The sequence below is a fragment of the Glycomyces sp. NPDC047010 genome (genome assembly GCF_040644205.1).
GTDB lineage: Bacteria > Actinomycetota > Actinomycetes > Mycobacteriales > Micromonosporaceae > Glycomyces.
Genome location: NZ_JBEYVY010000002.1, coordinates 354648 through 379899 on the forward strand (window position 1 = coordinate 354648; position 25252 = coordinate 379899).

General features: G+C 72.3%; 21 protein-coding genes and 1 tRNA gene. 11 read left to right on the top strand and 11 right to left on the bottom strand.

All coding sequences use genetic code 11. The features are described from left to right. Positions 1 to 14 precede the first annotated feature (14 nt). The gene (locus tag AB0A65_RS05190; protein WP_359946518.1) at positions 15 to 1115 is read left to right on the top strand and encodes a phosphatase PAP2 family protein; all 1101 of its coding nucleotides are present in this window, start codon (positions 15 to 17) and stop codon (positions 1113 to 1115) included. Here AB0A65_RS05190 and purM read toward each other — a convergent pair. The 3 genes from purM to AB0A65_RS05205 form a co-directional block, all read right to left on the bottom strand. Further along, complete coding sequence (gene purM, locus AB0A65_RS05195) at positions 1081 to 2172, bottom strand: phosphoribosylformylglycinamidine cyclo-ligase (protein WP_359946520.1); 1092 nt, start codon at positions 2170 to 2172, stop codon at positions 1081 to 1083. The genes AB0A65_RS05190 and purM overlap by 35 nt on opposite strands. Then, positions 2169 to 3704 carry an amidophosphoribosyltransferase gene (purF, locus tag AB0A65_RS05200; protein ID WP_359946523.1) on the bottom strand — a complete coding sequence of 512 codons (1536 nt, stop codon included), beginning with the start codon at positions 3702 to 3704 and terminating at the stop codon, positions 2169 to 2171. Before purF ends, purM begins: the two co-directional genes overlap by 4 nt. A 205-nt stretch (positions 3705 to 3909) precedes the next feature. Beyond that, positions 3910 to 6066, bottom strand: a complete 2157-nt coding sequence (locus AB0A65_RS05205; protein ID WP_359946526.1) for a carboxypeptidase regulatory-like domain-containing protein — start codon at positions 6064 to 6066, stop codon at positions 3910 to 3912. Between the two features lie 224 nt (positions 6067 to 6290). On the opposite strand from AB0A65_RS05205, the gene AB0A65_RS05210 reads away from it, so the two are divergent. Then, entirely contained in the window at positions 6291 to 6659 is a 369-nt protein-coding gene (locus tag AB0A65_RS05210; RefSeq protein WP_359946528.1) for a sterol carrier family protein, read from the top strand. A gap of 47 nt (positions 6660 to 6706) precedes the next feature. Here AB0A65_RS05210 and purL read toward each other — a convergent pair whose 3' ends face one another. The 4 genes from purL to purB form a co-directional block, all read right to left on the bottom strand. Continuing rightward, the gene (gene purL, locus AB0A65_RS05215; RefSeq protein WP_359946531.1) at positions 6707 to 8980 is read right to left on the bottom strand and encodes a phosphoribosylformylglycinamidine synthase subunit PurL; all 2274 of its coding nucleotides are present in this window, start codon (positions 8978 to 8980) and stop codon (positions 6707 to 6709) included. Continuing rightward, positions 8977 to 9660, bottom strand: a complete 684-nt coding sequence (gene purQ, locus AB0A65_RS05220; RefSeq protein ID WP_359946534.1) for a phosphoribosylformylglycinamidine synthase subunit PurQ — start codon at positions 9658 to 9660, stop codon at positions 8977 to 8979. The genes purL and purQ overlap by 4 nt, the downstream gene beginning before the upstream one ends. After that, positions 9657 to 9902 (bottom strand): phosphoribosylformylglycinamidine synthase subunit PurS, encoded by a 246-nt coding sequence (purS, locus tag AB0A65_RS05225; RefSeq protein ID WP_359946537.1) that lies wholly within the window; start codon positions 9900 to 9902, stop codon positions 9657 to 9659. Before purS ends, purQ begins: the two co-directional genes overlap by 4 nt. Positions 9903 to 10006: 104 nt before the next feature. After that, complete coding sequence (gene purB / locus AB0A65_RS05230; protein ID WP_359946540.1) at positions 10007 to 11425, bottom strand: adenylosuccinate lyase; 1419 nt, start codon at positions 11423 to 11425, stop codon at positions 10007 to 10009. 122 nt (positions 11426 to 11547) lie between these two features. Here purB and purD point away from each other — a divergent pair, with 122 nt between their 5' ends. Further along, positions 11548 to 12768 (top strand): phosphoribosylamine--glycine ligase, encoded by a 1221-nt coding sequence (purD, locus tag AB0A65_RS05235; protein WP_359946543.1) that lies wholly within the window; start codon positions 11548 to 11550, stop codon positions 12766 to 12768. Between the two features lie 49 nt (positions 12769 to 12817). On the opposite strand, the gene AB0A65_RS05240 is transcribed toward purD, so the two are convergent. Together AB0A65_RS05240 and AB0A65_RS05245 are read right to left on the bottom strand one after the other, a co-directional pair. Then, positions 12818 to 13357 carry a hypothetical protein gene (locus AB0A65_RS05240; RefSeq protein ID WP_359946546.1) on the bottom strand — a complete coding sequence of 180 codons (540 nt, stop codon included), beginning with the start codon at positions 13355 to 13357 and terminating at the stop codon, positions 12818 to 12820. Beyond that, positions 13357 to 14571 (bottom strand): arginine deiminase, encoded by a 1215-nt coding sequence (locus AB0A65_RS05245; protein WP_359946549.1) that lies wholly within the window; start codon positions 14569 to 14571, stop codon positions 13357 to 13359. The genes AB0A65_RS05240 and AB0A65_RS05245 overlap by 1 nt, the downstream gene beginning before the upstream one ends. Before the next feature lie 91 nt (positions 14572 to 14662). Here AB0A65_RS05245 and AB0A65_RS05250 point away from each other — a divergent pair, with 91 nt between their 5' ends. Continuing rightward, positions 14663 to 15124 carry a hypothetical protein gene (locus AB0A65_RS05250; RefSeq protein ID WP_359946551.1) on the top strand — a complete coding sequence of 154 codons (462 nt, stop codon included), beginning with the start codon at positions 14663 to 14665 and terminating at the stop codon, positions 15122 to 15124. A gap of 15 nt (positions 15125 to 15139) precedes the next feature. Here AB0A65_RS05250 and AB0A65_RS05255 read toward each other — a convergent pair whose 3' ends face one another. Next, a complete protein-coding gene (locus AB0A65_RS05255; RefSeq protein ID WP_359946554.1) occupies positions 15140 to 17038 on the bottom strand; it encodes a hypothetical protein in 1899 nt (632 codons plus the stop codon). A 213-nt stretch (positions 17039 to 17251) separates the two neighbouring features. Here AB0A65_RS05255 and AB0A65_RS05260 point away from each other — a divergent pair, with 213 nt between their 5' ends. The 3 genes from AB0A65_RS05260 (at position 17252) to AB0A65_RS05270 (ending at position 21131) form a co-directional block, all read left to right on the top strand. Further along, a complete protein-coding gene (locus tag AB0A65_RS05260) occupies positions 17252 to 18160 on the top strand; it encodes a hypothetical protein (RefSeq protein WP_359946557.1) in 909 nt (302 codons plus the stop codon). A gap of 610 nt (positions 18161 to 18770) precedes the next feature. Beyond that, positions 18771 to 19742 carry a hypothetical protein gene (locus AB0A65_RS05265; RefSeq protein ID WP_359946560.1) on the top strand — a complete coding sequence of 324 codons (972 nt, stop codon included), beginning with the start codon at positions 18771 to 18773 and terminating at the stop codon, positions 19740 to 19742. A gap of 30 nt (positions 19743 to 19772) precedes the next feature. Next, the gene (locus AB0A65_RS05270) at positions 19773 to 21131 is read left to right on the top strand and encodes an FAD-linked oxidase C-terminal domain-containing protein (RefSeq protein WP_359946563.1); all 1359 of its coding nucleotides are present in this window, start codon (positions 19773 to 19775) and stop codon (positions 21129 to 21131) included. A 359-nt stretch (positions 21132 to 21490) separates the two neighbouring features. On the opposite strand, the gene AB0A65_RS05275 is transcribed toward AB0A65_RS05270, so the two are convergent. Then, positions 21491 to 22345: an aminotransferase class IV gene (locus AB0A65_RS05275; RefSeq protein ID WP_359946566.1), complete on the bottom strand. Its 855-nt coding sequence runs from the start codon at positions 22343 to 22345 to the stop codon at positions 21491 to 21493. Positions 22346 to 22564: 219 nt separating this feature from the next. Here AB0A65_RS05275 and AB0A65_RS05280 point away from each other — a divergent pair, with 219 nt between their 5' ends. The 4 genes from AB0A65_RS05280 (at position 22565) to AB0A65_RS05295 (ending at position 25226) form a co-directional block, all read left to right on the top strand. Continuing rightward, positions 22565 to 23005: a Fur family transcriptional regulator gene (locus AB0A65_RS05280; protein ID WP_359946569.1), complete on the top strand. Its 441-nt coding sequence runs from the start codon at positions 22565 to 22567 to the stop codon at positions 23003 to 23005. Beyond that, positions 23002 to 24057, top strand: a complete 1056-nt coding sequence (locus tag AB0A65_RS05285; RefSeq protein ID WP_359946572.1) for a folate-binding protein — start codon at positions 23002 to 23004, stop codon at positions 24055 to 24057. Before AB0A65_RS05280 ends, AB0A65_RS05285 begins: the two co-directional genes overlap by 4 nt. Before the next feature lie 21 nt (positions 24058 to 24078). Further along, the gene (locus AB0A65_RS05290; RefSeq protein WP_359946575.1) at positions 24079 to 25059 is read left to right on the top strand and encodes an asparaginase; all 981 of its coding nucleotides are present in this window, start codon (positions 24079 to 24081) and stop codon (positions 25057 to 25059) included. A gap of 84 nt (positions 25060 to 25143) precedes the next feature. Further along, a tRNA-Leu gene (locus AB0A65_RS05295) sits at positions 25144 to 25226 on the top strand. Positions 25227 to 25252 lie beyond the last annotated feature (26 nt).

Here is a 25252-nt window from a genome sequence, read left to right on the forward strand (position 1 = left end):
GCGAACATCCGTATATGTCTTCTGAATCGAACCGGTCGACTACCGCGCGCAGGAGCGACAACATCACGGACCGCGGCGTCACCGTCTCCGACGGCGCCCTGGTGCGGCAGATCATCACGCCCCTGCGCCGGTACATCCCCGTGGGCTGGTTCGACTGGGAACCCTACGGGAAGCGGCCGAAGAGCTGGTGGCCCGACCTCCTCATGTTCCTCGCGTTCCTGGGCCTGGCGTTCTTCGTGTCGTACCCGTCGTGGCTGGTGCGCCTCGACTGGGAGGTGCGGCTGTGGGCGGTGGACGCGAACGACGTGGAGTGGCTGCGGGACCTCGCGAAGGCGGGCGCCGAGTTCGGGCAGGCCCGCACGGTCGCGACGGCGACGCTGCTCATCGCGATCTGGTGCGCCCTGCGGTCCCGGTCGATCCGGCCGCTGCTCATGTACGTGCTGTCGTTCATCACCCTGGCGAGCATCCTCGGCATGAAGCACCTGCTGGGGCGGCCCCTGTCGCAGCACCCGTTCGCGCTCCAGGAGGTCTCGCCGGAGGGGCCGCTGCTGTTCACGTACCACCCGGAGGGCGGCGGCGGCATCCCCGACGCGACGGCGTTCCCCTCGGGGCACGCGGTGAACTCGATCCTGCTGTTCGGGCTGATCGTGATGCTCGTGGGCGGCATCCTGCCGCGGTGGGCGCGGCTGGCGCTCCTGATCGCGCCGCCGGTGATCGTGTTCTCGTCCCAGGTGTTCCTGGGTCAGCACTGGCTGTCGGACGAGCCCGCGGGCTTCCTGCTGGGACTCATCATCATCCGCTGCGCCAAGCGCGTCCCGTGGGCGACGATCCCGCTGGGGCCGGTCGCGGTGTTCGACCCGGCGACGCGCCGGACCATCCTCATCTCGGTGCTCTTGATCCTCGGCGTCATGCTGACGCCGACGCTGCACCTGATCCCGGCGCTGATCTCGGCGGCGGTGCTGCCGACGCTGGGCCTGCTGTGGCTGTGGCTGAGCATCAAGGCGAAGCAGCACCGCGAGGCCGTCGCGGCGGCCGCCGAGGCGGCGGAGGAGCCGGGTCCCGACGGGGACCCGGAGATCCCTAGCCAGCCGTCAGATAGTCACCGGAGAGCCTGACGCCGGAGCCTTCGCCGGTGACCTCGCCGATCGTCCACGCCTCGACGTGGCGGGCGGTGAGGACGGCGAGGGACCGGTCGACCTGGTCGGGCGCGACGATGGCGACCATGCCGACGCCCATGTTGAAGGTCCGCTCCATCTCTTCGAGCGAGATGCCGCCGGTGCGCTGGACGACGTCGAACACGGGGTTCGGCGTCCAGGTGCCGCGGTCGACCTCGATCTGGAGGCCCTCGGGGAGGGACCGGACGAGGTTCCCGGCGAGCCCGCCGCCGGTGATGTGCGCGAACGCGTGGACGTCGCACTCCTTGGCGAGTTCGAGGCAGTCCTTGGCGTAGATGTGCGTGGGGGTGAGCAGCTCCTCGCCGAGGGTGCGCTGGTTGCGCTCGGCGGTGGCGAACTCGGGGACGACGGCGCCGAGGTCGAGGCCGCCCACGCCGAAGAGGGCCTGGCGCACGAGCGAGAAGCCGTTGGAGTGGAGGCCGGAGGCGCGCATGGCGATGGCGACGTCGCCGGGCTTGACGCGGTCGGGGCCGAGCAGCTGGTCGGCCTCGACGACGCCGACGCCGGTGGCGGAGATGTCGTAGTCGTCGGGCTTCATGACCCCGGGGTGCTCGGCGATCTCGCCGCCGATGAGGGAGCACCCGGCGTAGCGGCAGCCGTCGGCGATCCCGGCGCCGATGTCGGCGATCTTCTCGGGCACGACCTGCCCGGTGGCGATGTAGTCGAGGAGGAACAGCGGCTCGGCGCCGCACACGACGAGGTCGTCGACGACCATCGCGACGAGGTCGATGCCGACGGTGTCGTGGATGTCGAGCTTCTGCGCGATGACGAGCTTGGTGCCGACGCCGTCGGTGGAGGAGGCCAGCAGCGGCTTCTTGTACTTCTCGGTGTCGAGCGCGAACAGGCCCGCGAACCCGCCGATGCCCCCGACGACCTCGGGGCGGACGGTCCGCTTGATCAGCGGCTTGAGGGCGTCGACGGCCCGGTCCCCGGCGTCGATGTCGACGCCCGCGGACTGGTAGGAGATCGTCTTCTGAGTGGTGGTGCCGCTGCTCACGCTGTGGTCCCTTCCCGCACTTGCGTGCTCGCTTCGGTGGATCGAGGTGTCTGTGCCTGGGGTGGATGAGACGCGGCGGACGGGGTCTGCGGTTCCATCAGGTGCTTGCCGATGAGGTCGGCGGCGGGCAGCTCGATCGGGTAGTTCCCGTCGAAGCAGGCCATGCAGAGGCGGGACGCGGGCTGCTCGGTGGCGCGGACGAGGCCGTCCATGGAGACGTAGCCGAGGGAGTCGGCGCCGATCTGGGAGCGGATGCCGTCGACGTCGAGCGAGCCGGCGATGAGCTCGGCGCGGGTGGCGAAGTCGATGCCGTAGAAGCACGGCCACTTCACGGGCGGCGCGGAGATGCGGATGTGGACCTGGACGGCGCCGGCCTCGCGGAGCATCCGCACGAGGGCCCGCTGCGTGTTGCCGCGGACGATCGTGTCGTCGACGACGACGAGGCGCTTGCCCTTGATCTGGTCGATCAGGGGGTTGAGCTTGAGGCGGATGCCGAGCTGGCGCAGGGACTGCGAGGGCTGGATGAACGTGCGGCCCACGTACTGGTTCTTGGTGAAGCCCTGGCTGTAGGGGATGCCGGACTCCTCGGCGTACCCGATCGCGGCGGGGATGCCGGACTCGGGGACGCCGATGACGAGGTCGGCGTCGACCGGGTACTCGCGGGCGAGCGTGCGGCCGACCTCGACGCGGGTGGCGTAGACGTTGCGCCCGGCGAGCTTCGTGTCGGGGCGCGCGAGGTACACGTACTCGAACAGGCAGCCCTTGGGCTCGGGGTTCGCGAAGCGGGTGGAGCGCAGGCCGTGCTCGTCGACGGTGATGAGCTCGCCGGGCTCGACCTCGCGCACGAAGTGGGCGCCGATGGTGTCGAGGGCGGCGGTCTCGGAGGCGACGGCCCACCCGGTGGCGAGGCGGCCGAGGACGAGCGGGTGGACGCCCTGCGCGTCGCGGGCGGCGTACAGGGTGTTCTCGTCCATGAAGACGAGGCAGAACGCGCCGCGCAGCTGCGGGAGGACCCGCTCGGCCGCGGCGGCGACGGACTCGTCGGGGTGCGCGGCCAGGAGCGCGGTGATGAGGTGCGTGTCGGAGGTGGTGGTCCCCATGTCGATGCCGAGGTGGTCGACCTCCTTGAGGAGGTCGGCGGTGTTCACGAGGTTGCCGTTGTGCGCCAGGGCGATCGCGGTGCCGGTGGAGGTGGACCGGATCGTCGGCTGGGCGTTCTCCCAGGTGGGGGCGCCGGTGGTGGAGTACCGGGCGTGGCCGATGGCGAGGTGGCCCTGGAGGGGCGCGAGGGTGGACTCGTCGAAGACCTGGGCGACGAGCCCGAGGTCCTTGTAGACGACGGTGCGCGCGCCGTCGGAGACGGCGATGCCCGCGGCCTCCTGGCCGCGGTGCTGGAGCGCGTAGAGCCCGAAGTAGGTGAGTTTGGAGACCTCTTCCCCTGGGGCCCAGATGCCGACGACGCCGCAGGCGTCGCGGGGACCGGGATTGTCGGGATCGAGTTCCGTGGTGAGTCGACCGTCACCTCGGGCCACTGCTAACTCCTCAGTCGGCTGGCTGATTCGCCGCCCGGATCGCCCGAGCCGCAGGTGCCAGTCTATCGGACCTGCGGCGCGGCGCCACCGTCCAACGAGCGCGGGTGTGTGCCGTGCCCCTCCCCGACTAGGTGAAACTCAGCGCATTTCCGCCCACCGGGGCCGGTTTCACCGGCCGCGGCAAGCGGAGCGCCGCCGAGGAGGGCTACCAGGAGCGGGGGCGGTCGTCCCACTCGCCCCAGCCGCGGCGCTCGGTGCGGCGCGAGTCGGGGTCGCGATCCGCCTCGTTGCCGTACGAGGGCGCCGAGGGCTGGGACTGGTTGCCGTACTGCGGCATCGGGCGGGTGCCCGCGGGCGGGGCCGAGGGCTCCGACGGGGCGTACGGGTCGCGGCGCATCGACTGGCCGCCCTGGCCGTACCCGGTGGGCTCCTGCGGGGCGCTCGGGGCGCCGTGCGAGCCGTACTGCGGCTGGCTCGGGCCGGGCTGCTGGCCGCCGCCGAACCCCGACGGCTGGCTGGGCCCGCCCTGTCCTGCGCCGTAGCCCGGCGGCTGGCTCGGGCCGCCCTGTCCGCCGCCGAATGCCGGCGGCTGGCTGGGCTGGCCGTAGTTCTGGGACTGGCCGTAGCCCTGCGGCTGGCTCGGCTGGGCCGGGCCGCCGCCGAAGTTCTGGGAGCCAGGCCCGTACTGCGGGGCGCTCGGCGCGCTCGGGCCGCCGTGGCGGGGCTCCGAGGGCGGGACGAGGCCCGGGTTCTGCGGCTCGAACATGCCGCCGCCGGAGGGCGGCGGGGTCGGGGCCGAGTAGGGCCGGGTCGCGCCGGGGTCGGAGAACGCGCCGGTCGGCGAGGCCCCCGGGTGCGGGCGGGTGGCGCCCGGGTCGGAGAACGCGCCGGTCGGGGACGGGTGGGGGCGCGTCGCGCCCGGGTCCGCGCCGAACGCCCCGGTGGGCGAGGGGTGCGGGCGGGTGGCCGCGTCGGCGCCGAACGACCCGTGCGGGGCCGACGGCGGGTTCGACAGGTTCGCCTGCGGCATGATCTGCGTCGCGTCGGAGGCGTCGAACGCGCCCGGGGTCTTCACGACCGGGAGGATCGTCGTCCCGTCGGGGCCGACCGGCCCGGCCGGGGGCGGCGGGGCGCCGAAGCCGCCCTGCGGCATGACCTGCGTGGAGTCACTGCCGCCGCCGTACGCGGGCCCGAACTGGGTCGGGGCGGCGCTGTCGACGAGGCCGCCGGGGTGGATCATCGTCGGCGCGTCGGAGCCGGGCGCGGGCCCGGCCTGGTAGACGCCGGGCGAGCCGACCTGGGCGGCGGTGGGCTGGTGGTCGGGCGGGCCGTCGGGAGTGAAGCTCTCGCCGTCGTCGTCGTCCTTGTCCTTGCCGCCGCGCAGCAGGAACACGATGCCGACGATGCCGCCGACGACCAGGAGCGCGCCGATGATGATGAGGACGAGGAGCGTGCCGGAGATCCCGCCGCCCTCCTCTTCCTTCTGCGTCTCGGTGGGCGAGGGCTCGGCCTCGGTGGTCGGCGCGGCCTCGGAGGTCGTCTCCTCCACTTCGGCCTGCGCGAGCGTCACGTTGAGGTTGAAGTCGCCGGTCTCGACCGTGAGGTCCTCGGTCTTCTCCTCGAAGCCCTCTTTGGTGATGGTGAGCGTCATGTCGCCGGGCTTGATGGGGTCGCTGCCGCTGGTGAACTCGAAGCCGCCGTCGCCGCCGGTCTCGGTCTCGTGCGAGCCGCCCTCGCCGTCCTTGAGGACGACCTTCGCGCCCTCGACGGGGTCGCCGTTGGAGGTGACCTTGCCGGTGATCTTGTTGACCGAGCTGGACGCGTTGCCGACGACGTTCAGGCCCGTCGACTGGCTCTGGCCCTCGAAGTCGACCTTGAAGGTGCCCGACTTCTGCTCGCCGCTCGGCAGGTCCGACTCGGTCTCGGTGACGACCGAGAACGAGATGGTCCGCTGGCCGTTCGGCTCGACCTGGGTGCACTTGACCTTGTCGCCGTCCTCGCGGCTGCACATCCCGGCGCCGCCGTCGTTGTCGATGGCCGCGATGTAGTCGCCGAGCCCTTCGACATTCGCGCGGATCGTGATGTCCTTGGGCTGCACGGGGTCGAGGTTCTGCACCGTGAAGGAGATGACCGTCGCCTGGCCGCCGATGCCCACCGGGTTCGGGTTCGCGCCGCCGTTGAACCAGCCCGTCACGGTGCCCTGCTGGGCGACGGCGGCCTGGGGGAGGGCGAGCATCCCGACCAGCAGGACGCCGGCCACCGCGGCGAGGCGGGCCAGGCGCGAGGCCAGGGCACCCCGTCGCCTGCGCGGGGACCGCGGGGAGCTACCGTGGGTCCCGCTCCGTGCGTCCGCTACGGTCATCTACATCCCCTCCTGGGCATGTGCTTCCGGCGCCGGCCCGCGGAACTCGCAGCGGGCAGGCACGACGAACCCACGGAAGCGGGCCGTCGTCGCCACTATGCCTGGTCTCATTTCGGTTACGGGACCGGGGTGCGGGCGGTGCCGCGGGCGACAGTTCGGCGGCGATCATCGCCGTTCGGCAACGTGCCGTAACGGGCAGTCTAACGTGACCGGGAGGTCTCCCCGTGGACGCTGTGGCCGACGCCATCGCGGCGCTCGACAACGACGAGGCCCCCGACAAGGACACCCTGAAAGAGGCGGTGCGGGAGCTGCTGCGCGAGCTCGCCGCCAAAGCCCCAGGCCACTCCGTGGAAGTGCGGGTCCCGCCCTACGGCGCGGTGCAGTGCGTGGAGGGCCCCCGGCACCGGCGCGGCACGCCCCCGAACGTCGTCGAATGCCACCCGGTCGTGTTCGTGGAGCTCGCGGCCGGCCGCCTCGCGTTCGCCGACGCGGTCGCGTCCGGGCGCGTCGCGGCCTCCGGCCAGCGCGCCGACCTCACCGACGTCCTCCCCCTGACCGGCCCGCACGGCGAATCCCTGAACGACGAAGAGTGAGGCCCCCGGCGGACGCCGGGGGCCTCACTCCTTACTTCTGTGTGTCCTTACTCTCCCAGTCGGGCGCCGATGCGGCCCTTCCAGGCCGCGTCGATGTCCTCGCGGGTGATGTCGAAGTGGTCGCGCAGGTGCAGGCCGTCGGTGTTCGCGTCGGCCACGCCCAGGGGCGTGATCGGCAGGCCCCGGGACTCGCAGGCGCTCCGCACGGCCAGCTCCTGGCCGCGCGGGATGACCACGAGGACCCGCCCGGACGACTCCGAGAACAGGTACGTGAACGGGTCGGCGCCCTCGGGCAGGAGGATCTGCGCGCCCATGCGCGAGAACGAGATCGCCTCGACCAGCGCCTGCGCGAGCCCGCCCTGGGACAGGTCGTGCGCGGCCGCGAGCTGCTCGGTCCCGGCCAGGCGGGAGAGCAGGTCCGCGAGCTTCATCTCGTGGTCCAGGTCGACCTTCGGCGGCACGCCGCCGAGGTGCCCGTGCTTGACCGACGCCCACTCCGAGCCCGAGAGCTCCTCGCTGGTGGTGCCGACGAGCGCGATGGTGTCGCCGGTGCGGCCCAGGCCGAGCGGGATGCGCCGGGCCACGTCCTCGATCACGCCGAGCACGCCGATGACGGGCGTCGGGTGGATCGCCTCGCGGCCGGTCTGGTTGTAGAACGAGACGTTGCCGCCGGTGACGGGGATGCCGAGCTTCTGGCAGCCGTCGGCGATCCCGGTGACGGCCCGCTCGAACTGCCACATGACGTGCGGGTCCTCGGGGGACCCGAAGTTGAGGCAGTCGGAGACGGCGATCGGGGTGGCGCCGGTGACGGCGACGTTCCGGTACGCCTCGGCCAGTGCGAGCTGCGCCCCGTGGTACGGATCGAGGCGCGCGTAGCGCCCGTTCCCGTCGAGGGAGATCGCGATGCCGACGCCGGTGCGCTCGTCGAGGCGGACCACGCCCGCGTCGTGCGGCGTCCCGAGGACGGTGTTGCCGAACACCGACGAGTCGTACTGCTCGGTGATCCAGGACTTGTCGCACAGGTTCGGGCTGGCGGCCATGTCGAGGACGGTCTGGCGGATCTCCTCGTCGGTGGACGGCCGGGGCAGGGTCTCGGCGCGGTCGACCGCGATGAGCCCCAGGTCGTTCGGTTCGGCGAGGGGCCGGTTGTAGACCGGGCCCTCGTCGGCGAGGGACTTCGGCGGGACGTCGACGACGGTCTGGCCGTGGAAGTCCACGACGAGGCGGCCGGTGTCGGTGACGGTGCCGATCGCGGTGGCGAGGAGCCCCCAGCGGTGGGCGCGCGCGAGCACTTCCTCGGCCTTGGCCGGGTCGACGATGAGGAGCATCCGCTCCTGCGACTCGGACGCGAGGATGTCGTGCGGCTCCATGCCCTTGGCGCGCAGCGGCACCAGTTCGAGGTCGACGTGCATGCCGCCGTCGCCGGCGGCCGCGGTCTCGCTCAGGGCGCAGGTGAGTCCGGCGCCGCCGAGGTCCTGGACGCCGACGACCAGCTGGGCGTCGAACAGCTCCAGGCACACCTCGATGAGGAGCTTCTCGGTGAACGGGTCGCCGACCTGCACGGACGGGCGGGCGTCGTCCTCGCCGGACTCGGAGAACGTCGCGGAGGCGAGGACGGACACGCCGCCGATGCCGTCGCGGCCGGTCTTCGCGCCGAGGAGGATCACGACGTTCCCGGTGCCGGACGCCTGCATCGACTGGAGGCGCGAGCGGGGCATGACGCCGACGCTGAGCGCGTTGACGAGCGGGTTGCCCTGGTAGCACGGGTCGAAGTAGGTCTCGCCGCCGATGTTCGGCAGGCCCACGCAGTTGCCGTAGTGGCCGATGCCGTCGACGACGCCCGGGAGGACCCGGGCGGTGTCGGGGTGGTCGATGGCGCCGAAGCGCAGCGAGTCCATGACGGCGATCGGGCGGGCGCCCATCGCGATGATGTCGCGGATGATGCCGCCGACGCCGGTGGCCGCGCCCTGCTTGGGCTCGACGTACGACGGGTGGTTGTGCGACTCGACCTTGAACGTCACGGCGATGTTCTCGTCGATGGCGACGACGCCGGCGTTCTCGCCGATCCCGGCCAGGAGGCGCGGGGTCCGCGGGTTCTTCTCGCCGAACTGGCGCAGGTGCACCTTGCTCGACTTGTACGAGCAGTGCTCGGACCACATGATCGAGTACATGGCGAGCTCGGACTGGGTGGGGCGGCGCCCGAGGATCTCGCGGATCCGCTGGTACTCGTCCTCTTTCAGGCCCAGTTCGGCCCACGGCTGCTTCTCGTCGGAGGTCGCCTCGGCGACCCCCACGGTGTCCACGGCCACGTAGTTGCTCATCGGCTCGCTCCCTCGCTGAGGTGGGCCAGGACGGAGGCGACGACGCCGAGGCCGTCGGTCGACGGCCCGGTCAGCGCCTCCACGGCGTGCTCGGGGTGGGGCATGAGGCCGACGACGTTCCCGGCCTCGTTCGCCACCCCGGCGATGTCGCGCATCGAGCCGTTCGGGTTGTCGAGGTACCGGAAGACGACCCTGCCGTCGTCCTCCAGCCGGTCGAGGACCGCCTCGTCGGCGACGTACCGGCCCTCGCCGTGCTTGGCGGGGAGGACGATCTCGGCGCCGGGCGCGAACGCGCCGCTCCAGGCGGTCCGGGTCGTCTCCACGCGCAGGCGCGCGGGCCGGTTGCGGTAGCGCAGGTGGGCGTTGCGCACCAGCGCGCCGGGCAGCAGGTGCGACTCGCACAGGACCTGGAAGCCGTTGCAGACGCCGAGGACGGGCATCCCCTGGGCGGCCGCGGCCTTCACGGTGTCCATCACCTGGCTGAAGCGGGCGATCGCGCCGCAGCGCAGCGCGTCGCCGTACGAGAACCCGCCGGGCAGGAACACGGCGTCCACGCCGTGGATCTGGGCGTCGTCGTGCCACAGCGCCACCGGTTCGCCCCCGGCCAGGTACACCGCGCGGGCGGCGTCCCGGTCGTCGAGGGAGCCGGGGAACGTGACGACCCCGACGCGCGCGCTCATGCGCCCTCGATGGAGATGGCGAACGACTCGATCACGGGGTTGGCCAGGAGCTGGTCGGCGATGACGCGCGACTGCTCCTCGACGTTCCGGGCGTTCTCGTCGAACTCGATCTCGACGCGCTTGCCGATCCGCACCGAGGACACCTCGGTGACGCCGAGACGGGGCAGCGCCCCGAGGACGGCCTCGCCCTGGGGGTCGAGGATTTCGGACTTCAGCATCACGTCGACCACTACACGGGCCACGGTCGCACTCCTGTCGGTCACATGGACGGAACAGGACCAGCATATTCACCGGCACTGACCTGGGCCAGCGCCGCATTACGGGGACGGTGCCAGGTCACAACCCGTCAGAGGATCGTCCCGGGCCGGTACGCGGCCGCCTCGGGGTGCGCTTTCGCCGCCTCGGCCACCCTTTCGGTGACACGGTCGACCTGATCCCCTGCGGCGCCGGTGAATTCACCCGTATTCGCGACGAGCGCATCGAGCCCGGCCCGGTCGAGGGGCAGCCGCGGGTCGGCGGCGAGGCGGTCGAAGAGGTCGTTCTCGCGCTGGCCGTCCTCGCGCATGGCGCGGGCGACGGCGACGGCGTGCTCCTTGATGGCCTCGTGGGCGTCCTCGCGGCCGGCGCCCTGCCTGAGGGCATCCATGAGGACCTTCGTGGAGGTCAGGAAGGGGAGGTACCGGTCGAGTTCGGCGCCGATGACCGCGGGGTAGGCCCCGAAGTTGTCGAGGACGGTGAGGAACGTCTCATAGAGTCCGTCGACGGCGTAGAACAGGTCGGGGAGGGCGACGCGGCGCACGACCGAGCAGGACACGTCGCCTTCGTTCCACTGGTCGCCGGCGAGTTCGCCGAGCATGGCGGCGTAGCCGCGGGCGACGACGGCGAGGCCGTTGACGCGCTCGGAGGAGCGGGTGTTCATCTTGTGGGGCATGGCGGAGGAGCCGACCTGGCCGGGCATGAAGCCCTCGGTGGCGAGCTCGGCGCCGGCCATGAGCCGGATGGTGACGGCGGCGGAGGAGGGGGCGGCGACGGCCTGGACGAGCGCGGTGCCGACCTCGTAGTCGAGGGACCGCGGGTAGACCTGGCCGACGGAGTCCATGACGCGCTCGAACCCGAGGTGGGCGGCGATGCGCTGCTCCAGTCCGGCGAGTTTCGCGGTGTCGCCGCCGAACAGGTCGAGCATGTCCTGGGCGGTGCCGACGGGGCCCTTGACGCCGCGCAGCGGGTACCGCTTGAGGAGGTCCTCGATGCGGTCGTGGGCGGCGAGGAGCTCCTCGGCCCAGGTCGCGAAGCGCTTCCCGAGGGTGGTGGCCTGCGCGGGGACGTTGTGGCTGCGTCCGGCCATGACGAGGCCGCGGTACTGCTGGGCGCGGGCGGCGAGGCGCACGAGCGCGGCGACGATGCGGCCCTGGACGAGTTCGAGGGACTGGCGGACCTGCATCTGCTCGACGTTCTCGGTGAGGTCGCGGCTGGTCATGCCCTTGTGGATGTGCTGGTGGCCGGCGAGGTCGGAGAACTCCTCGATGCGGGCCTTGACGTCGTGCTTGGTGACGCGCTCGCGCTCGGCGATGGAGGCGAGGTCGACGGTGTCGAGGACGCGCTCGTAGTCGGCGATGACGCCGTCGGGGACGGTGACGCCGAGGTCGTGCTGCGCCTGGAGGACGGCGATCCACAGGCGCCGCTCGGCCTTGATCTTCCCGACGGGGTCCCAGATGTCGCGCATCGGCGCGGAGGCATAACGCTCGGCGAGCACATTCGCAGTCACGGGGCAATGATGTCACCCGGGGTGACATGCGCGGCTGCTGAGCACCCGTGGGCGGGGGCGGTGTCACGTTCGCCACCGGCGTGGCGGTTAACCAGCACGTATCCACCACGTAAACTGGCCGGGTGCGAGTACTCCTGATCGGCTCCGGCGGCCGCGAGCACGCCCTCGCGGCGTCCCTGGCCGCGGACGCTTCCGTCACCAAGCTCATCTGCGCCCCCGGGAACCCGGGCATGGCCGCGCTCGGCGAGTGCGTGCCGGTGAACCAGACCGACCCCGCCGCGGTGGCGTCCCTCGCGGTGACCTCCGCCGCCGACCTCGTGATCGTGGGCCCTGAGGCGCCGCTCGTCGCGGGCGTCGCGGACGCGGTCCGCGCCAAGGGCATCCCCGTGTACGGCCCGAACGGCGACGCCGCCCGCATCGAGGGCTCGAAGGCGTTCGCGAAGGAGGTCATGGCCGCCGCGGGCGTCCCGACCGCCGCCGCGCGCGCCTGCCGCACCCGCGAGGAGGCCGAGGCCGCGCTCGACGAGTTCGGCGCGCCGTACGTCGTCAAGGACGACGGCCTCGCCGCTGGCAAGGGCGTCGTCGTCACCGAGGACCGCGAGCAGGCTCTCGCGCACGCCATGGACTGCGAGCGCGTGGTCATCGAGGAGTACCTCGACGGCCCCGAGGTCTCCCTGTTCGTCGTCGCGGACGGCACGAGCGCGAAGCCGCTGCTGCCCGCGCAGGACTTCAAGCGCATCGGCGACGGCGGGACCGGCCCGAACACCGGCGGCATGGGCGCGTACACGCCGCTGCCGTGGGCCCCGGACGACCTGGTCGCCGAGGTCATGGAGCGCGTCGCGGAGCCGACCCTCGCGGAGCTCGCCGGGCGCGGCATCCCGTTCGTCGGGACCCTGTACTGCGGCCTCGCCCTGACGGCGAAGGGCCTCAAGGTCGTCGAGTTCAACGCCCGCTTCGGCGACCCGGAGATCCAGGCGGTCCTGGCGCTCCTGGAGACCCCGCTCGGGGAGCTCCTGTACGCCGCGGCCACCGGGAAGCTCGCCGACTTCGGCCCCCTGTGGTGGCGCGAGGGCGCCGCCGTGTGCGTCGTCGTCGCCAACGAGGGCTACCCGGGCACCACGGTCACCGGCCGCCCCCTGTTCGGCGCCGACACCGAGGGCGTCCTCCACGCGGGCACCGCCCTCGACGCCTCCGGCCAGCTCATCGCCACCGGCGGCCGCGTCCTCGGCTGCGTCGGCACCGGCCGCTCCGTCGCCGAGGCCCGCCAGGAGGCGTACGCCCTCACCGAAGGCGTCAAACTCGAAGGCGGCTACTACCGCAAGGACATCGCCGCGAACATCTAGACGGCGCAAGGAAAGGCCGCGACCCGTCCGGGTCGCGGCCTTCCGCGTGTCAGAACCCGATCCGCTCGCGCAGGCCGTTGAGGTAGTGATTGCGCTCCAGCTCGGGATGCGCCTCGTACAGAAGCCGGAACGCGCCCTCGACGATCTGATCGACGAGCGCCTCGAAATCGGCCCGCGAGAGCCGCGCCCGATGCGGGGTGAATCCCCGGGCCGACCTCCGCTTCGGATGCACGTTGGACGACACGACGACGTCGCCGCCGTCCCGCTCGACCCGGTAGGTGAGCCCCTGCACGCTCATCGACGTGTCGATGCTCCCCTGCTCGTCGAGCACCCCGGGCAGGTACTGCCAGGCGAGCGCGAAGTCGAGCACGGGGTTCAGCACGGCGGAGAAGTCGTTCCCGCCGATGTCCAGGTGGATGTCGACCTGGAACCGGTAGAAGACGAACTCGGTCTCGGGAATCTCCTCCCATCCCTCGAAACCCCCGCGGCCGGGAATGGCCGGAGCGGGAACCCAGCCCGGACTCCACGAGTCGTCCTCGGCGTGCGGTCGGTATTCGAGGACGAACGGCGGATCGGGCGCGGCGCCCATCAGGCGGCGAGCGGCATCCTGGCCGTCGGGCAGGACATGCAGCGGGGGCCGCCCCGGCCGGAGCCGAGTTCGGAGCCGGGGATGGTGAGGACCTTGACGCCCGCGCGTTCGAGGCGGGCGTTGGTGACCGTGTTGCGCTCGTAGGCGACCGCGACGCCCGGGGCGAGGGCGAGGGTGTTGTTGCCGTCGTCCCACTGCTCGCGCTCGGCCGTGACCACGTCGCGCTCGCCGGTGTGGATCACCTCGATCGCGTCGACGCCGATCGCCTCCGCGGCGGCGTCGAGGAAGCGGCGGGGGCCGTCGATGGCGATGCGGTCGCCGTCCGGGGTGATCGTGTACGACTCCAGGCGCTGCGCGGCCGGCGCGTAGATGACCATCCGGTCGCGGTCGACCATCGTGCACACCGTGTCCAGGTGCATCGTGGCGCGGCGCTGCGCGATCGGGACGGCCAGGACCGTGCGGATCGTGCCCCGCTCGAACACCTTGCGCGCCAGGCGCTCCACGCCCGCAGGGGTGGTGCGCTCGCCGACCCCGACGGCCAGCACGCCCGGCGCGAGCGCGAGGACGTCGCCGCCCTCCAGGTGCTCCAGCGACGGGTCGTACAGCTTCGGGACGTCCGCGAACCGCGGGTGGTAGTGGTAGACGATCCCCGTCAGCGTCGTCTCGCGGCGGCGCGCGGGCATCGCCAGGCTCGTCACGGCCACGGCGTCGCCGATCCACACCGACGAGTCGCGCGTGAACATCGTGTTCGGGAGCGGGTCGATGACGAACTCCACGGCCCGCATCATCCGGTGCCGCAGGCTGCTCGACGGCCCGAACTCCTCTTTCGTCAAGCCCTCCACCAGGACCGACGCGAGCCGCTCGGCATCCAGGCCCGACAGGAACGCCGCGAGCTCGCGCCCCAGCGTCTGCCCCAGCCGCGGGTCGGCCGCGACGCCGACGGTGACCGCCTCGCGGGCCTCGTCCAGCGCGAAGCACTCCCGAAGCAGCGCACTCAGGTACAGGACCTCCACGCCGTGCTCGGTGAGGACCCCCGCGAACCGGTCGTGCTCCTCCTGCGCGCGCTCGACCCAGGGGATGCCGTCGAACAGCAGCGCGCCGTTGTTGCGCGGCGTCAGGCGCCGCAGCTCTCCCCCGGGGCGGTGGAGCATGACACTGCGCAGCCGCCCCACTTCCGAGTCGACTCCGTACGCGGGCGCGGCATCTGCACTCATGACCCGAGGGTAGACGCGCCGGGGACGAAGATCAACTTTTCTCAGTTAACATGGACAGACTGAGCGTAACCACTACCCCCGGGACGCCCAATTGACGCAACTCGAACTGGTCATCCCGCTCCGCGGCGCCGCGCCCGGACGCGATGGCAGGAGACTCGACGCGGCGCTGTCCACGTGGCGCACCGCGGTCGCGGCGAGCGCCGACGCGTGCCTGCTGCTCGCCGCGGACACGCGCGTCGTCGCGACCTCGCGCCCCGCCAGGCAGATCCTCGGACTCGGCCCCGACATCGACATCGTCATGCCCCGCTTCCTCGATGCGGGCCTGCGGTTCCTGGACTTCACGGCCGGGGCGCACCCGCTCGTGGACGCCGAGCTCGCCCGGCTCGCGCCCGTCCAGGCGCTCCAGACCGACGCCCTCGAACGCAGCCTCATGCGCATCGAGCGCCGCGGCGTCCACCGCACGTTCGACGTGACGGCCTCGCCGCTGCACTCGCCGCCGCGCCTCGACGCGATCGGGGCGCTGGCGTTCCTCACCCCGATCGGTCCCGCGTGAGAGGCGAAGGCCCGCTTACGGGTTGAGGTCGTAGATCACGGCGGTGTCGGTGCGCTCGACGTCGACGCCGAACGGTTCGGCCTCGGTGTCGAGCCCTGAGCCGGGGAGGACCACGACGGTCTCGATGCCCGCGTCGCGCAGGGCCGCGACCGAGTCGTCGCTCGGGAACGCCTCGGCCATCGACTTGATGCCCGCCTGCTCGTCGGGGGTGAACGCGGCGACGCCGTTGGCGGTCTCCACGAACCCGTCGGTGCTCCAGTACTGGACCCTCGTGTCGCCGCCGCCCATGGGCAGGAACAGCACCGGGCCATCCAGTGAGGACATGTCGACGGGCGCGTCCGGGACCTCGACGTACGGCGCGGCCGTGAGGCCCTCCCACAGGACCAGGACGATCGGGAGGAACAGCAGCGCGTGGACCCGCCTGGGGGCCTTCACGTTCAGGCGCTTGTCGACGCGCGAGCGGTGGGCCACGTCGTCGGCCTCGTCGGCGATGCGGGTGATCGTGCCCGCGGCGAGGACCGCGAGGATCAGCGTCAGGTAGATGACCAGGCGGCCCGGCGTGCGGATCGCCTCCCAGCCCGGCGCGTACTCGTACAGCAGCGCCCACGCCCACGAGCCGTGGTCGAGGAAGTTGGGGCCCATGGCGATCGCGAAGACCGCGAACCCGCCGAGGGCCAGCCAGAACCGCTGCCAGCCCGTCCAGCACGACCAGACGAGCCCCGCGACCGCCAGGGCGGCCAGCGTGAAGCCGACGAGGAGCGCCTGCTCGGGCGCCCACGTCAGGTCGGCGCGCGCCGCCTCGTGCGCGGCGCCCCACAGGCGCGACTCCTCCGGGGAGATGATGAACGACTGCCAGGTGGGGCTGAACCACGAGATGTAGTCGACGTCGCGGATCGACTCGGGGTAGGCGCGGGCGACCACGGCGTGCTTGTCGGCGATCCACAGGACCCCGAGGCTGAACACGACGCCGCCGACGCCGTCCGCCGCGAGCGTCTGCCACTTCAGTCGCGGGCGCATGATGAGCCAGTTCAGGCCCACGATCACGCCGACGCCCAGCAGCAGGTACACGAACGGGATGCCGAGCCCGGCGCCGATCGAGAACTGCCACAGGGCGGTCAGCCACCCGGCGACGATCCACCCGGGCCGCTGCTTCTCCGCCTTGAAGCCGTGTCTGAGCGACCAGCCGTGCCCGCGCGCGAGCATGGCGAGGGCGAGCGCGATCCCTCCGCACGACAGGACCTGGAGGTGCCCGGCCTGCCCGAGTTTCCAGGGGGCGTAGGCGAACGCGGCGGCGGCGACGGCCGAGCCGGCGACGCGGGCGCCGAGCTGGCGCAGGAGCGCGTACGCGCCGAGGAACGCGAGCGCGAACGTGGCGATGTAGAGGACGTTGTAGACGACGAGGGCGCTGGTCGGGCCGGTGATGAAGAGCGCGAACGGCGCGTAGCCGAGGAGGGTGTCGGTGAACAGGTAGGCGTCGGTGAGGGGCCAGAAGCTGTTGGTGTCCCAGATCCCGGCGGGGTTGTCGCGCAGGGCGTGGCCGACCCAGCCGAGGATGTAGGTGAGGAGCAGCGGGTCGCCGGTGTCGTGGGGGACGACGTCGTCGAGGTCCTTGGCGAGGGGCCAGGTCATGGCGACGGCGAGGAGTGCGCTGAAGAGCGCGGCGAGGGTCCATTCGCTGCGGGCGGCGCGCGCGGCGAGGCGCCCTGCGGCGCGCAGGCGGCCGGGGGGCGGGCCGGGTGCGGCGGCGGGGGTCTCGCCGGAGGCGAAGCGCTGCCAGCGCTCGTGCTCGCCGGTGGCCGGGCCGCCGGACTCGGCGTCCTCGGGCTCCGGCTTCGCTTCGGCCGCAGCCTGGACGCCGTCGTCGGGCTCGCGCCCCGGGTCCGAATCGGTGGAGTCGGGTTCGGTGATCACCATGGGGTTCCCGCGGTCTCGCTCGGTGCTGTCCCGGCACATCCTACGGACGGTCGCGGTGCGGTCATCGGGCGCATGAGGACCGTCGGCGAATCGGTGGCGGGCGGGGCCGTCACCTTTCGGGCGCCCGGTCGTTGAACGGGGTTGAGACCTGATTCCCGCGGTGGATCCGGGTCCGCACACCACAGACGGAATCGCGGTTGGAGAGACGCAGGCATGGGAAGACACAAGACGAAGCTCGGTCAGCAGTCCCGGGCCCAGACGCGTCCTCCGCTGCCGTACGCGGTGAACGACGGCCGGATCAACCCGGTGGTGCAGGCGGCGATGGACCGGCGCTCGCAGCGGCGGCGCTCGCGCCTGGCGGCCCTGTCGGCGGCGGCGGTGATCGCGGCGGGCGGTGCGGCCGGGGTGAGCATGGCCACGGCGGAGGAGCCGGAGGCGGGCACCGGGAGCGAGATCGTCTTCAGCGGCGACTGCGGCACCCTGGGCCTCCTGTCGGCGTCGTCGATCCCCGACGCGTCGGACCTCACCGTTGAGCAGGGCTCGCAGGTGCAGTACACGAACGAGCTGGGCGCGAACGCCGAGCTGCACGTGGGCGACGAGGTCTACGACATCGCGAACGGCTCGTCGCAGGTGTTCGAGATGAACCGGTCGGCCGAGGTCGCGATGGTCCCGTCCTGCCACGGCCTGTTCGCCGAGTACGACTCCGCGCAGGTCCACGTGGTCGAGGCGCAGGCCGACGAGAACGACGAGTCGGGCACCGAGGACGAGGAGCCGGACGCGCACGCGCTGCCCGCCCCCGCCGAGGACGGCTCGGACGAGGGCGATTCCGACGAGGGCGCACCCGCGGGCGACGACGCCGCGGCGGCGCAGGGCCCGGAGGACGAGGCGCCCGCGGCGGACGAGTCGCCGGCCCCGGTCGAGGACGAGGTGAACGCGTTCGGCGACCCGGGTGCGGACGACGGGGCGTTCGACCCGGCCGCGGAGGAAGAGGTCGTCGCGGTCGACCCGAAGGCAGTGGCGGACGGCGCGAACGGGCTGCTGGCCCTGGTCGCGATCATCTGCCTGGTGGGGGTGGCCGCCGCGGTGGCGCGCACCCTGCTGAAGCAGCGGGCGGCGGCGTGAGCACCGCCGTCCGGATGAAGGCCCCGGCGCCGCAGTCGGCCGCCGCAGCGGGTCCCGCCCACGGCTCTCCGGCTTGGACCGGGGGGCGGGTGCGGAACCGCCGCGAGCGGCAGCGGGCGGCCCGGTGTTTCACCGGCCCCGAGCCGGCCCGCCGCACGCGGCGGCCGGAGCCCGCGAAGGCCCCGCCTTCCGGGCAGTCGAGGCGCGGCACGGTGGAGTCTCCGTGAGGCACTGCGGCTCGGGCACTCGATGATGGTCATTTCCTCCCCAGGTCCCACACCGATCGCCCGGACCAGTGCCTCACGGCCCCGCCGGAGCACGCACAACTGAACTCGCACGGAGCGCCCGCCGATCCCGGCGGGCGCTTCGTCGTCCCGTGTCCGTTTCCGAAGGGGCCGATGCGGTTCCAGTGACGAGGGACGCTGGTCGTTGCGGGTGCGGCGAGGGATGATTGGGGGTCAGGCCCCCTGCGGCCGTGCGCACGCACCGATGCGCAACCGTTACGGAACTCGGGATCGGCCCCGCTTGTGTGCGCGCCGGTCGCTGCTTTAGCGTGGGCCGCAGCAATTCGTCCGCATCCCCCGCCTTTTGAAGAGTCAGGTTCCCAGCTGTGACCTCCAAACACGCCTCATCGCGGCGGCTCTGGCCCTACCTCGCCGTCCCGGGTCTCGCCGTGCTCGTCGCCGCCGTGGTGTTCATCGTCGGCTCCGGCCGCGACGACGGCGGCTCGGGCGGCTCCTCCGACGAGTCCCTGCCGGGATCGCAGGCCGACGACCTGTCGAGCTCCTCGCTCCAGCCGTCGGACGAGGAGCTGCGCGCGGCCGCGCAGGAGCAGCTCCAGTCGCAGCTCGACGAGGCCGTGGCCGCGTACCTCGCGGAGGAGGACGACGAGAACTTCTACGCCGCGGTGGCCGTGGACGACGGCGAGTTCCGCCTCGACTACGACGGCGAGGTGCAGTACGACACGGCGTCGGTCGTGAAGGTCGAGATCCTCACGATGATGCTCAAGGAGTACGGGACGCTCGACCAGGTCCCCGACTGGCTGCTGGACCGCGCCGAGCTGATGATCCGCGAGTCCGACAACGACGCGACGAACGACGTCCTCTACGGCGGCACGTTCGACGACGGGCACGCGGCAATCGCCCAGGCGCACATCGACTTCGGCCTGGAGCACACCAACCCGAACGAGACCGAGCAGTGGGGGAAGACCCAGAGCACGGCCCTCGACCAGCTGCGGGTCCTGGAGATCGCGCTGTACGAGGACGCGGGCGTCCTGGACGCCGAGCAGACCGAGTACGCGCGCTCGCTCATGGGCGACCTCGCGGACTTCCAGCAGTGGGGCGTGTCCGCGGCGGCGGCCGACGGCGAGACCGTGTGGATGAAGAACGGCTGGGACACCCGCGACGCCATGGGCGGGGAGTGGGTCGTCAACTCCATCGGCGTGGTCGCCGGGGACACCGACGCGCCCATCGAGATCTCGATCCTGACCGGCGGCTCGTCCTCCCAGGAGGAGGGCATCGAGCGGGTCGAGGCGCTCGCCGAGATCGTCCGCACGATCGTCGACACCGACCCGTACGCGTAGGGCCCGTGCGCCGCGAGTGACAATCGCTGCATGAGCGAACTGGTTGAAGCGCTGACCGAGGCGGGCCTCGCGCCCGTCACCGACCCGGACGTGCTGGCCGCCCACTCGGTGGACCACGCCGGGCTCGTCCCGGCCGGGCGCGCGGCCGCACTGGTGCGGGCCCGCTCGACCGCGGAGGTCAGTGCCGCGGTGGCGGTCTGCGCGGAGCTCGGGGTGCCGGTGGTCCCGCAGGGGGCCCGGACCGGGCTCGCGGGCGCGGCGACCGCGGTCGACGGGGCGCTGCTCCTGGACGTCTCGGGCATGGACCGCATCCTGGAGATCGACCCGGTGGACCGCCTCGCGGTGGTCCAGCCCGGGGTCCTCAACGCCGCGATCTCCACGGCCGCAGGCGAGTTCGGGCTGCGGTACAGCCCCGACCCGGGGTCGTGGCAGATCTCCACGATCGGCGGGAACATCGCGACGGCCGCGGGCGGCATGTGCTGCGTCAAGTACGGGACGACCCCGGAGTACGTGCTGGGCCTGGAGGTCGTGCTCGCCTCGGGCGAGGTGATGCGGTGCGGGCGGCGCACCGCGAAGGGCGTCGCCGGGTACGACCTGGTGCGCCTGTTCTGCGGTTCCGAAGGGACCCTGGGGATCATCACCGAGGCGACGGTGAAGCTCGCGCCCGTCCCGGCGCAGCGGCTCACGCTCGCCGCGGTGTTCGCGACGACCGCCGACGCCGGCCGCGCGGTCACCGCGATCATGGCCGCCGGGAAGCAGCCGAGCCTGCTCGAACTCATCGACAACGTCCACCTGCGGGCCCTCGAAGCGCTGCGCCCCATGGGACTCCCGACGGAGGCCGCGGCGCTGCTGCTCGTCGCCGCCGACGCCGACCCCGACGCGGAGCTCGCCGCGGTCGAGGCGCTGTGCACCGAAGCGGGCGCGAGCGAGGTGTACCGGGCCACCGACGCCGAGGAGGCGGACGCGCTGCTCGAATCGCGCCGGAACGCCTACCACGCCATGGAGAAGCTGGGGACGGTCCTGGTCGACGACGTCGCGGTCCCGCGGGCCCGGCTCGCCGAGGCCCTCGACGGGGTGCAGGCCGCGGCCGAGCGGCACGGCGTGGTCATCGGCGTCATCGCCCATGCGGGGGACGGGAACCTGCACCCGAACATCATCGTCCACCCGGAGGTCCCCGGGTCGCTCGAAGCGGGGCGGGCGGCGTTCGACGAGATCCTGGAGATGGCGCTCGCCATGGGCGGCACCATCACCGGCGAGCACGGGGTGGGAATGCTCAAGCGCGAGTGGCTGGAACGGGAGGTCGACCCGGTGAACCTGGCGGTGCAGCGGCGGCTGAAAGCGGCGCTCGACCCGCTCGGGATCCTCAATCCGGGGAAGGTCCTCGGCTGATCGGCCGGACCGAATGCGGGCGGCGTTCCCGCAGGCGGCACCGCGTTCATGTACGAGTGTGTTTGGCGCCGATGCGGTTTCGTGTCGGTCCTGTGACACGGTAATGGGGCCGCAGCGCTTGCCCATTCGCTGCGGCCCCGATAAAGTGGAGGAGCTCCACTTTTCATTGGCACCGGTAGGGCTGTGCCCGATTGCCCTTACCGGCTTAGTGCCCCCGGATGTTCCGTGCCTCCCGGAAGACTGCCCATGTCCCTCCGATTGGCTTGTCGGCGTGACCGGAACACTCATTACTATGAGGACCGTCTCTGAACGGGACCTGTGGCGAGCCTGGGAAGAACCTGGGAAACGATGCCGAACCGTTACGAAGGCACTTCGAAACCCGCGAGTTTGTCCAGCTCAGCGGTGATGTCGGGGCGCTGCGCGACCGCCTCCCCATCGATCTGAGTGATGAACGCCACACCTCGGACGGAGGAGCTGAGCCACGCCGCCTCGGCGTTCTTCAAGTCCCCCACCGAGATCAGCTTCTCGCCGGTCTTCAGGCCCGCCTTCGGGGCCTGCTCCAGCAGGTAGGCGCTCGTGGTCCCGGGCAGGATGCCCGCGGAGGTCGGCGTGGTGAAGACCGTGTCGCCTTCGAGCCACAGGAGCGAGGATGTGGGGCCTTCGAGCGCGAACCCGTCGGCGGACACCCACAGGGCGTCGTCCGCGCCCTGGGTCTTCGCCCAGCGGGTCACGGCCATCATCGACGCGTACGACAGCGCCTTCACGCCGCCTAGAAGCCACGGGGCGTCGCCCCGCGCATCGGCATTCACCCCCAGGGTCGCCGTGGCGATCCGCAGGCCGTCGCGGCGCGGCAGGATGCGCTCGCGCGGCACGGGGTCGACCGTCGCGTAGACGGTGGGCGGGCCGCCGGCCTCGCGGCCGCGGGTCGCGACCAGGCGCAGCGCGCCCTCGCCCGACGCGCGCTCGCGCCACGCCACGAGCGCCTGCTCGGCCAGCTCGGCCAGCTCGGCCTTCGCGGGCAGCTCGAACTCCATGCGACGCGCGGAGTTCGCCATCCGGTCGAGGTGCTCGGAAAGCAGGAACGCGGCGCCGCCGCGGACGTTGATCGTCTCGAAGACGCCGTCGCCCCGGAGGACCCCGAGGTCGTCGGCGCACAGGAGCGGCGCGTCGGAGTCGACGACGCCGCGGTGCAGTACTGCGGTTACTAGTGCCATCCGCTCATTGTGCTCCCCGCCGCGGCGGCGGGGCCGCGAGGCGCGGGACGCGCGCCGCCCGGAGGGCGGGTGGGCGGGCCAGTAGTAGTTCCATCCCAAGCCCCCACCCACCCCGAGGAACATAGCGGCCAGCATCCCGCGGGGGTCCGACAAGAACCGGGCGCGGCGCCTCCCATGTCACCCGGACGTGTCGCCCGGCGCGCGCAGTACCATGCAGTCATGCCCACCGAAGCCGAGGCCGAGACCGAACTGGCGTCGGTGCTGCGCTCCAAGGGCCTGCGCATGACCGCGCAGCGCCAGCTCGTCCTGGAGGCAGTCCGCGCGCTCGGGCACGCGACCCCCGAGCGGATCCACGAGCGCATCCGCGGCCAGGTCGAAGGCGTGAACATCACCACCGTCTACCGCACCCTGGACCTTCTCGAAGAGCTCCAGCTCGTCTCGCACACCCACCTCTCCCACGGCGCCCCCACCTACCACCTGTCCGGCGACCGCGGCCACGCCCACCTGGTGTGCCACCGGTGCGGCCGGATCACCGAAGTCGACCCGTCGAAGTTCGCAGGCGTGCGCAGGGAGGTCGCCGACGCCACCGGATTCGTCATGGACGTCGGCCACGTCGCCCTGTTCGGGACCTGCGCCGACTGCCTGGAGAAGCACTCATGACCGCGATCGGACCGTCCCCGCTCCTCACCGCCCCCGGCGCCGTGGCCACCGCCGACGGCCGCACCGCCTGGCACTACGGCGGGCCGCTCAAGGAGCAGAAGGCGGCCATGGAGACCGGCGCGCTCTTCGACCGCTCCGACCGCGACGTCCTCTCCGTCACCGGCGAGGCCCGCCTCACCTGGCTGCACTCCCTCTCCACCCAGCACCTCACCAGCCTCAAGCCGCACGAGGGCACCGAGACGCTCATCCTCTCCCCGACCGGCCGCGTCGAGCACCACGCGAACGTCTACGACGACGGCGCCACCACCTGGCTCGACACCGAGCCCGGCTACGGCGAACCGCTCCTGAAGTACCTGGAGCTCATGAAGTTCCGCACCGAGGTCGACATCCGCGACGAGTCCGCCGACTGGGCCCTGTTCACCTTCACCGGCATCGCCCGCGCCGAGGACGGCGCGCCCGTCGTCCAGCCCGTGCCCATCGCCAAGTTCGCGTCCAAGGACCTCCTCGCCGTCCCCACCTCCGTGTACCCCGGCGGCCCCTTCCAGGAGACCGACGGCTGGACCCGCCGCACCGACGTCCTCGGCGTCCCCACCTTCGACGTCCTCGTCCGCCGCGAACAGCTCGCCGAAGCGGCCGAAGGCGCCGGGACCCTCGCCGGGACCTGGGCCTGGAACGCCCTCCGCACCGCCGCGAAGCTCCCCGCGTTCGGCACCGACACCGACGAGAAGACCGTCCCCCACGAGGTCCCGCACTGGCTCGCCGCCGCCGTCCACCTCGACAAGGGCTGCTACCGCGGCCAGGAGACCGTCGCGAAGGTCCACCACCTCGGCCAGCCGCCCCGGCGCCTCGTCATGCTCCACCTCGACGGCACCGACGAGCACCCGCCCGCCCACGGCACCCCGATCACCCTGGACGGCAAGGAGGTCGGCGCCATCGGCACCGCCGTCCAGCACTACGAGCTCGGCCAGATCGCGCTCGCCGAGGTGAAACGGTCGGCCGTCGCGAACCAGGACGTGCGCCTCATCACGGGCGATCAGGCCGCGAGCCTCTAGCCGCCCGGCTAGCCTCGCAGTATGAGTGCTTCGTACCGAGGCGGCGAACCCGTCGCCCAAGTCGTCAGGTCCGGATTCGCCGAGAGCTTCCACCGGGGCAGCGTGGCCGTGACCGACCCCGCGGGAAGCCTCGCCGCCGCGATCGGCGACGCCGCCTCCCCCGTGTTCCCACGCTCCTCCAACAAGCCCATGCAGGCCCTCGCGATGCTCCGCGCCGGCTGGGAGCCCGACAACGAGGCCGACCTCGCCATCGCCGCCGCCAGCCACCGCGGCGAACCGTTCCACATCGAACGCGTCCGCTCCGTCCTCGCGCACGCGGGCCTCACCGAGGACCACCTCCAGTGCCCGCCCGACCTCCCCGGCAACCCCGACGCCCGCAACGCCGTCGTCGCCGCCGACGGGCCCGAGCCCAAACGCGTCTACATGAACTGCTCCGGCAAGCACGCCGGGATGCTCGCCGCCTGCGCCGCCGCCGGATGGGACACCGCCACGTACCGCGACCCCGAGCACCCCCTCCAGAAGCTCATCGTCGAGACGGTCGAGGACCTCACCGGCGAGACCGTCGAGCACGTCGGCGTCGACGGCTGCGGAGCCCCCGTCCTCGCGATCTCCCTCCACGGCATCGCCCGCGCCTTCGCCCGCTTCGTCGAAGCCCCCGAAGGCACCGACGAGCGCCGCGTCGCCGACGCCATGCGCGCCAACCCCCGCCTCATCGACGGCACCCGCGGACCCGACCAGCGCTCCATGACCGCCGTCCCCGGCCTCCTCGCCAAAGGCGGCGCCGAAGGCTTCCACGTCGTCGCCGCACCCGGCGTCGGCGCGGTCGCCGTCAAGATCGACGACGGCGCCGGACGCGCCTCCATGCCCGTCGCCCTCCGCGCCCTCACCGCCATCGCCGGACTCGACGTCCCGCAGGCCGCCAAACCCGAGATCGACGCCCTCTCCGGGCCCGAGATCCTCGGCGGCGGACAGCCCGTCGGCCGCGTCCGCACCCTCCTGTAGTGGCCCCGGCCTCAACGGAGCCAATACCCCGTTGAGCGGGACCCTCCGCGCAAGGTACTATCGTCGCGTTGCAAGTCCCGACACGCGCGAGTGGCGGAATGGCAGACGCGCTGGCTTCAGGTGCCAGTGTCCGCAAGGACGTGGGGGTTCAAGTCCCCCCTCGCGCACAGGCAAAGGCCCGATGGTTTCGACC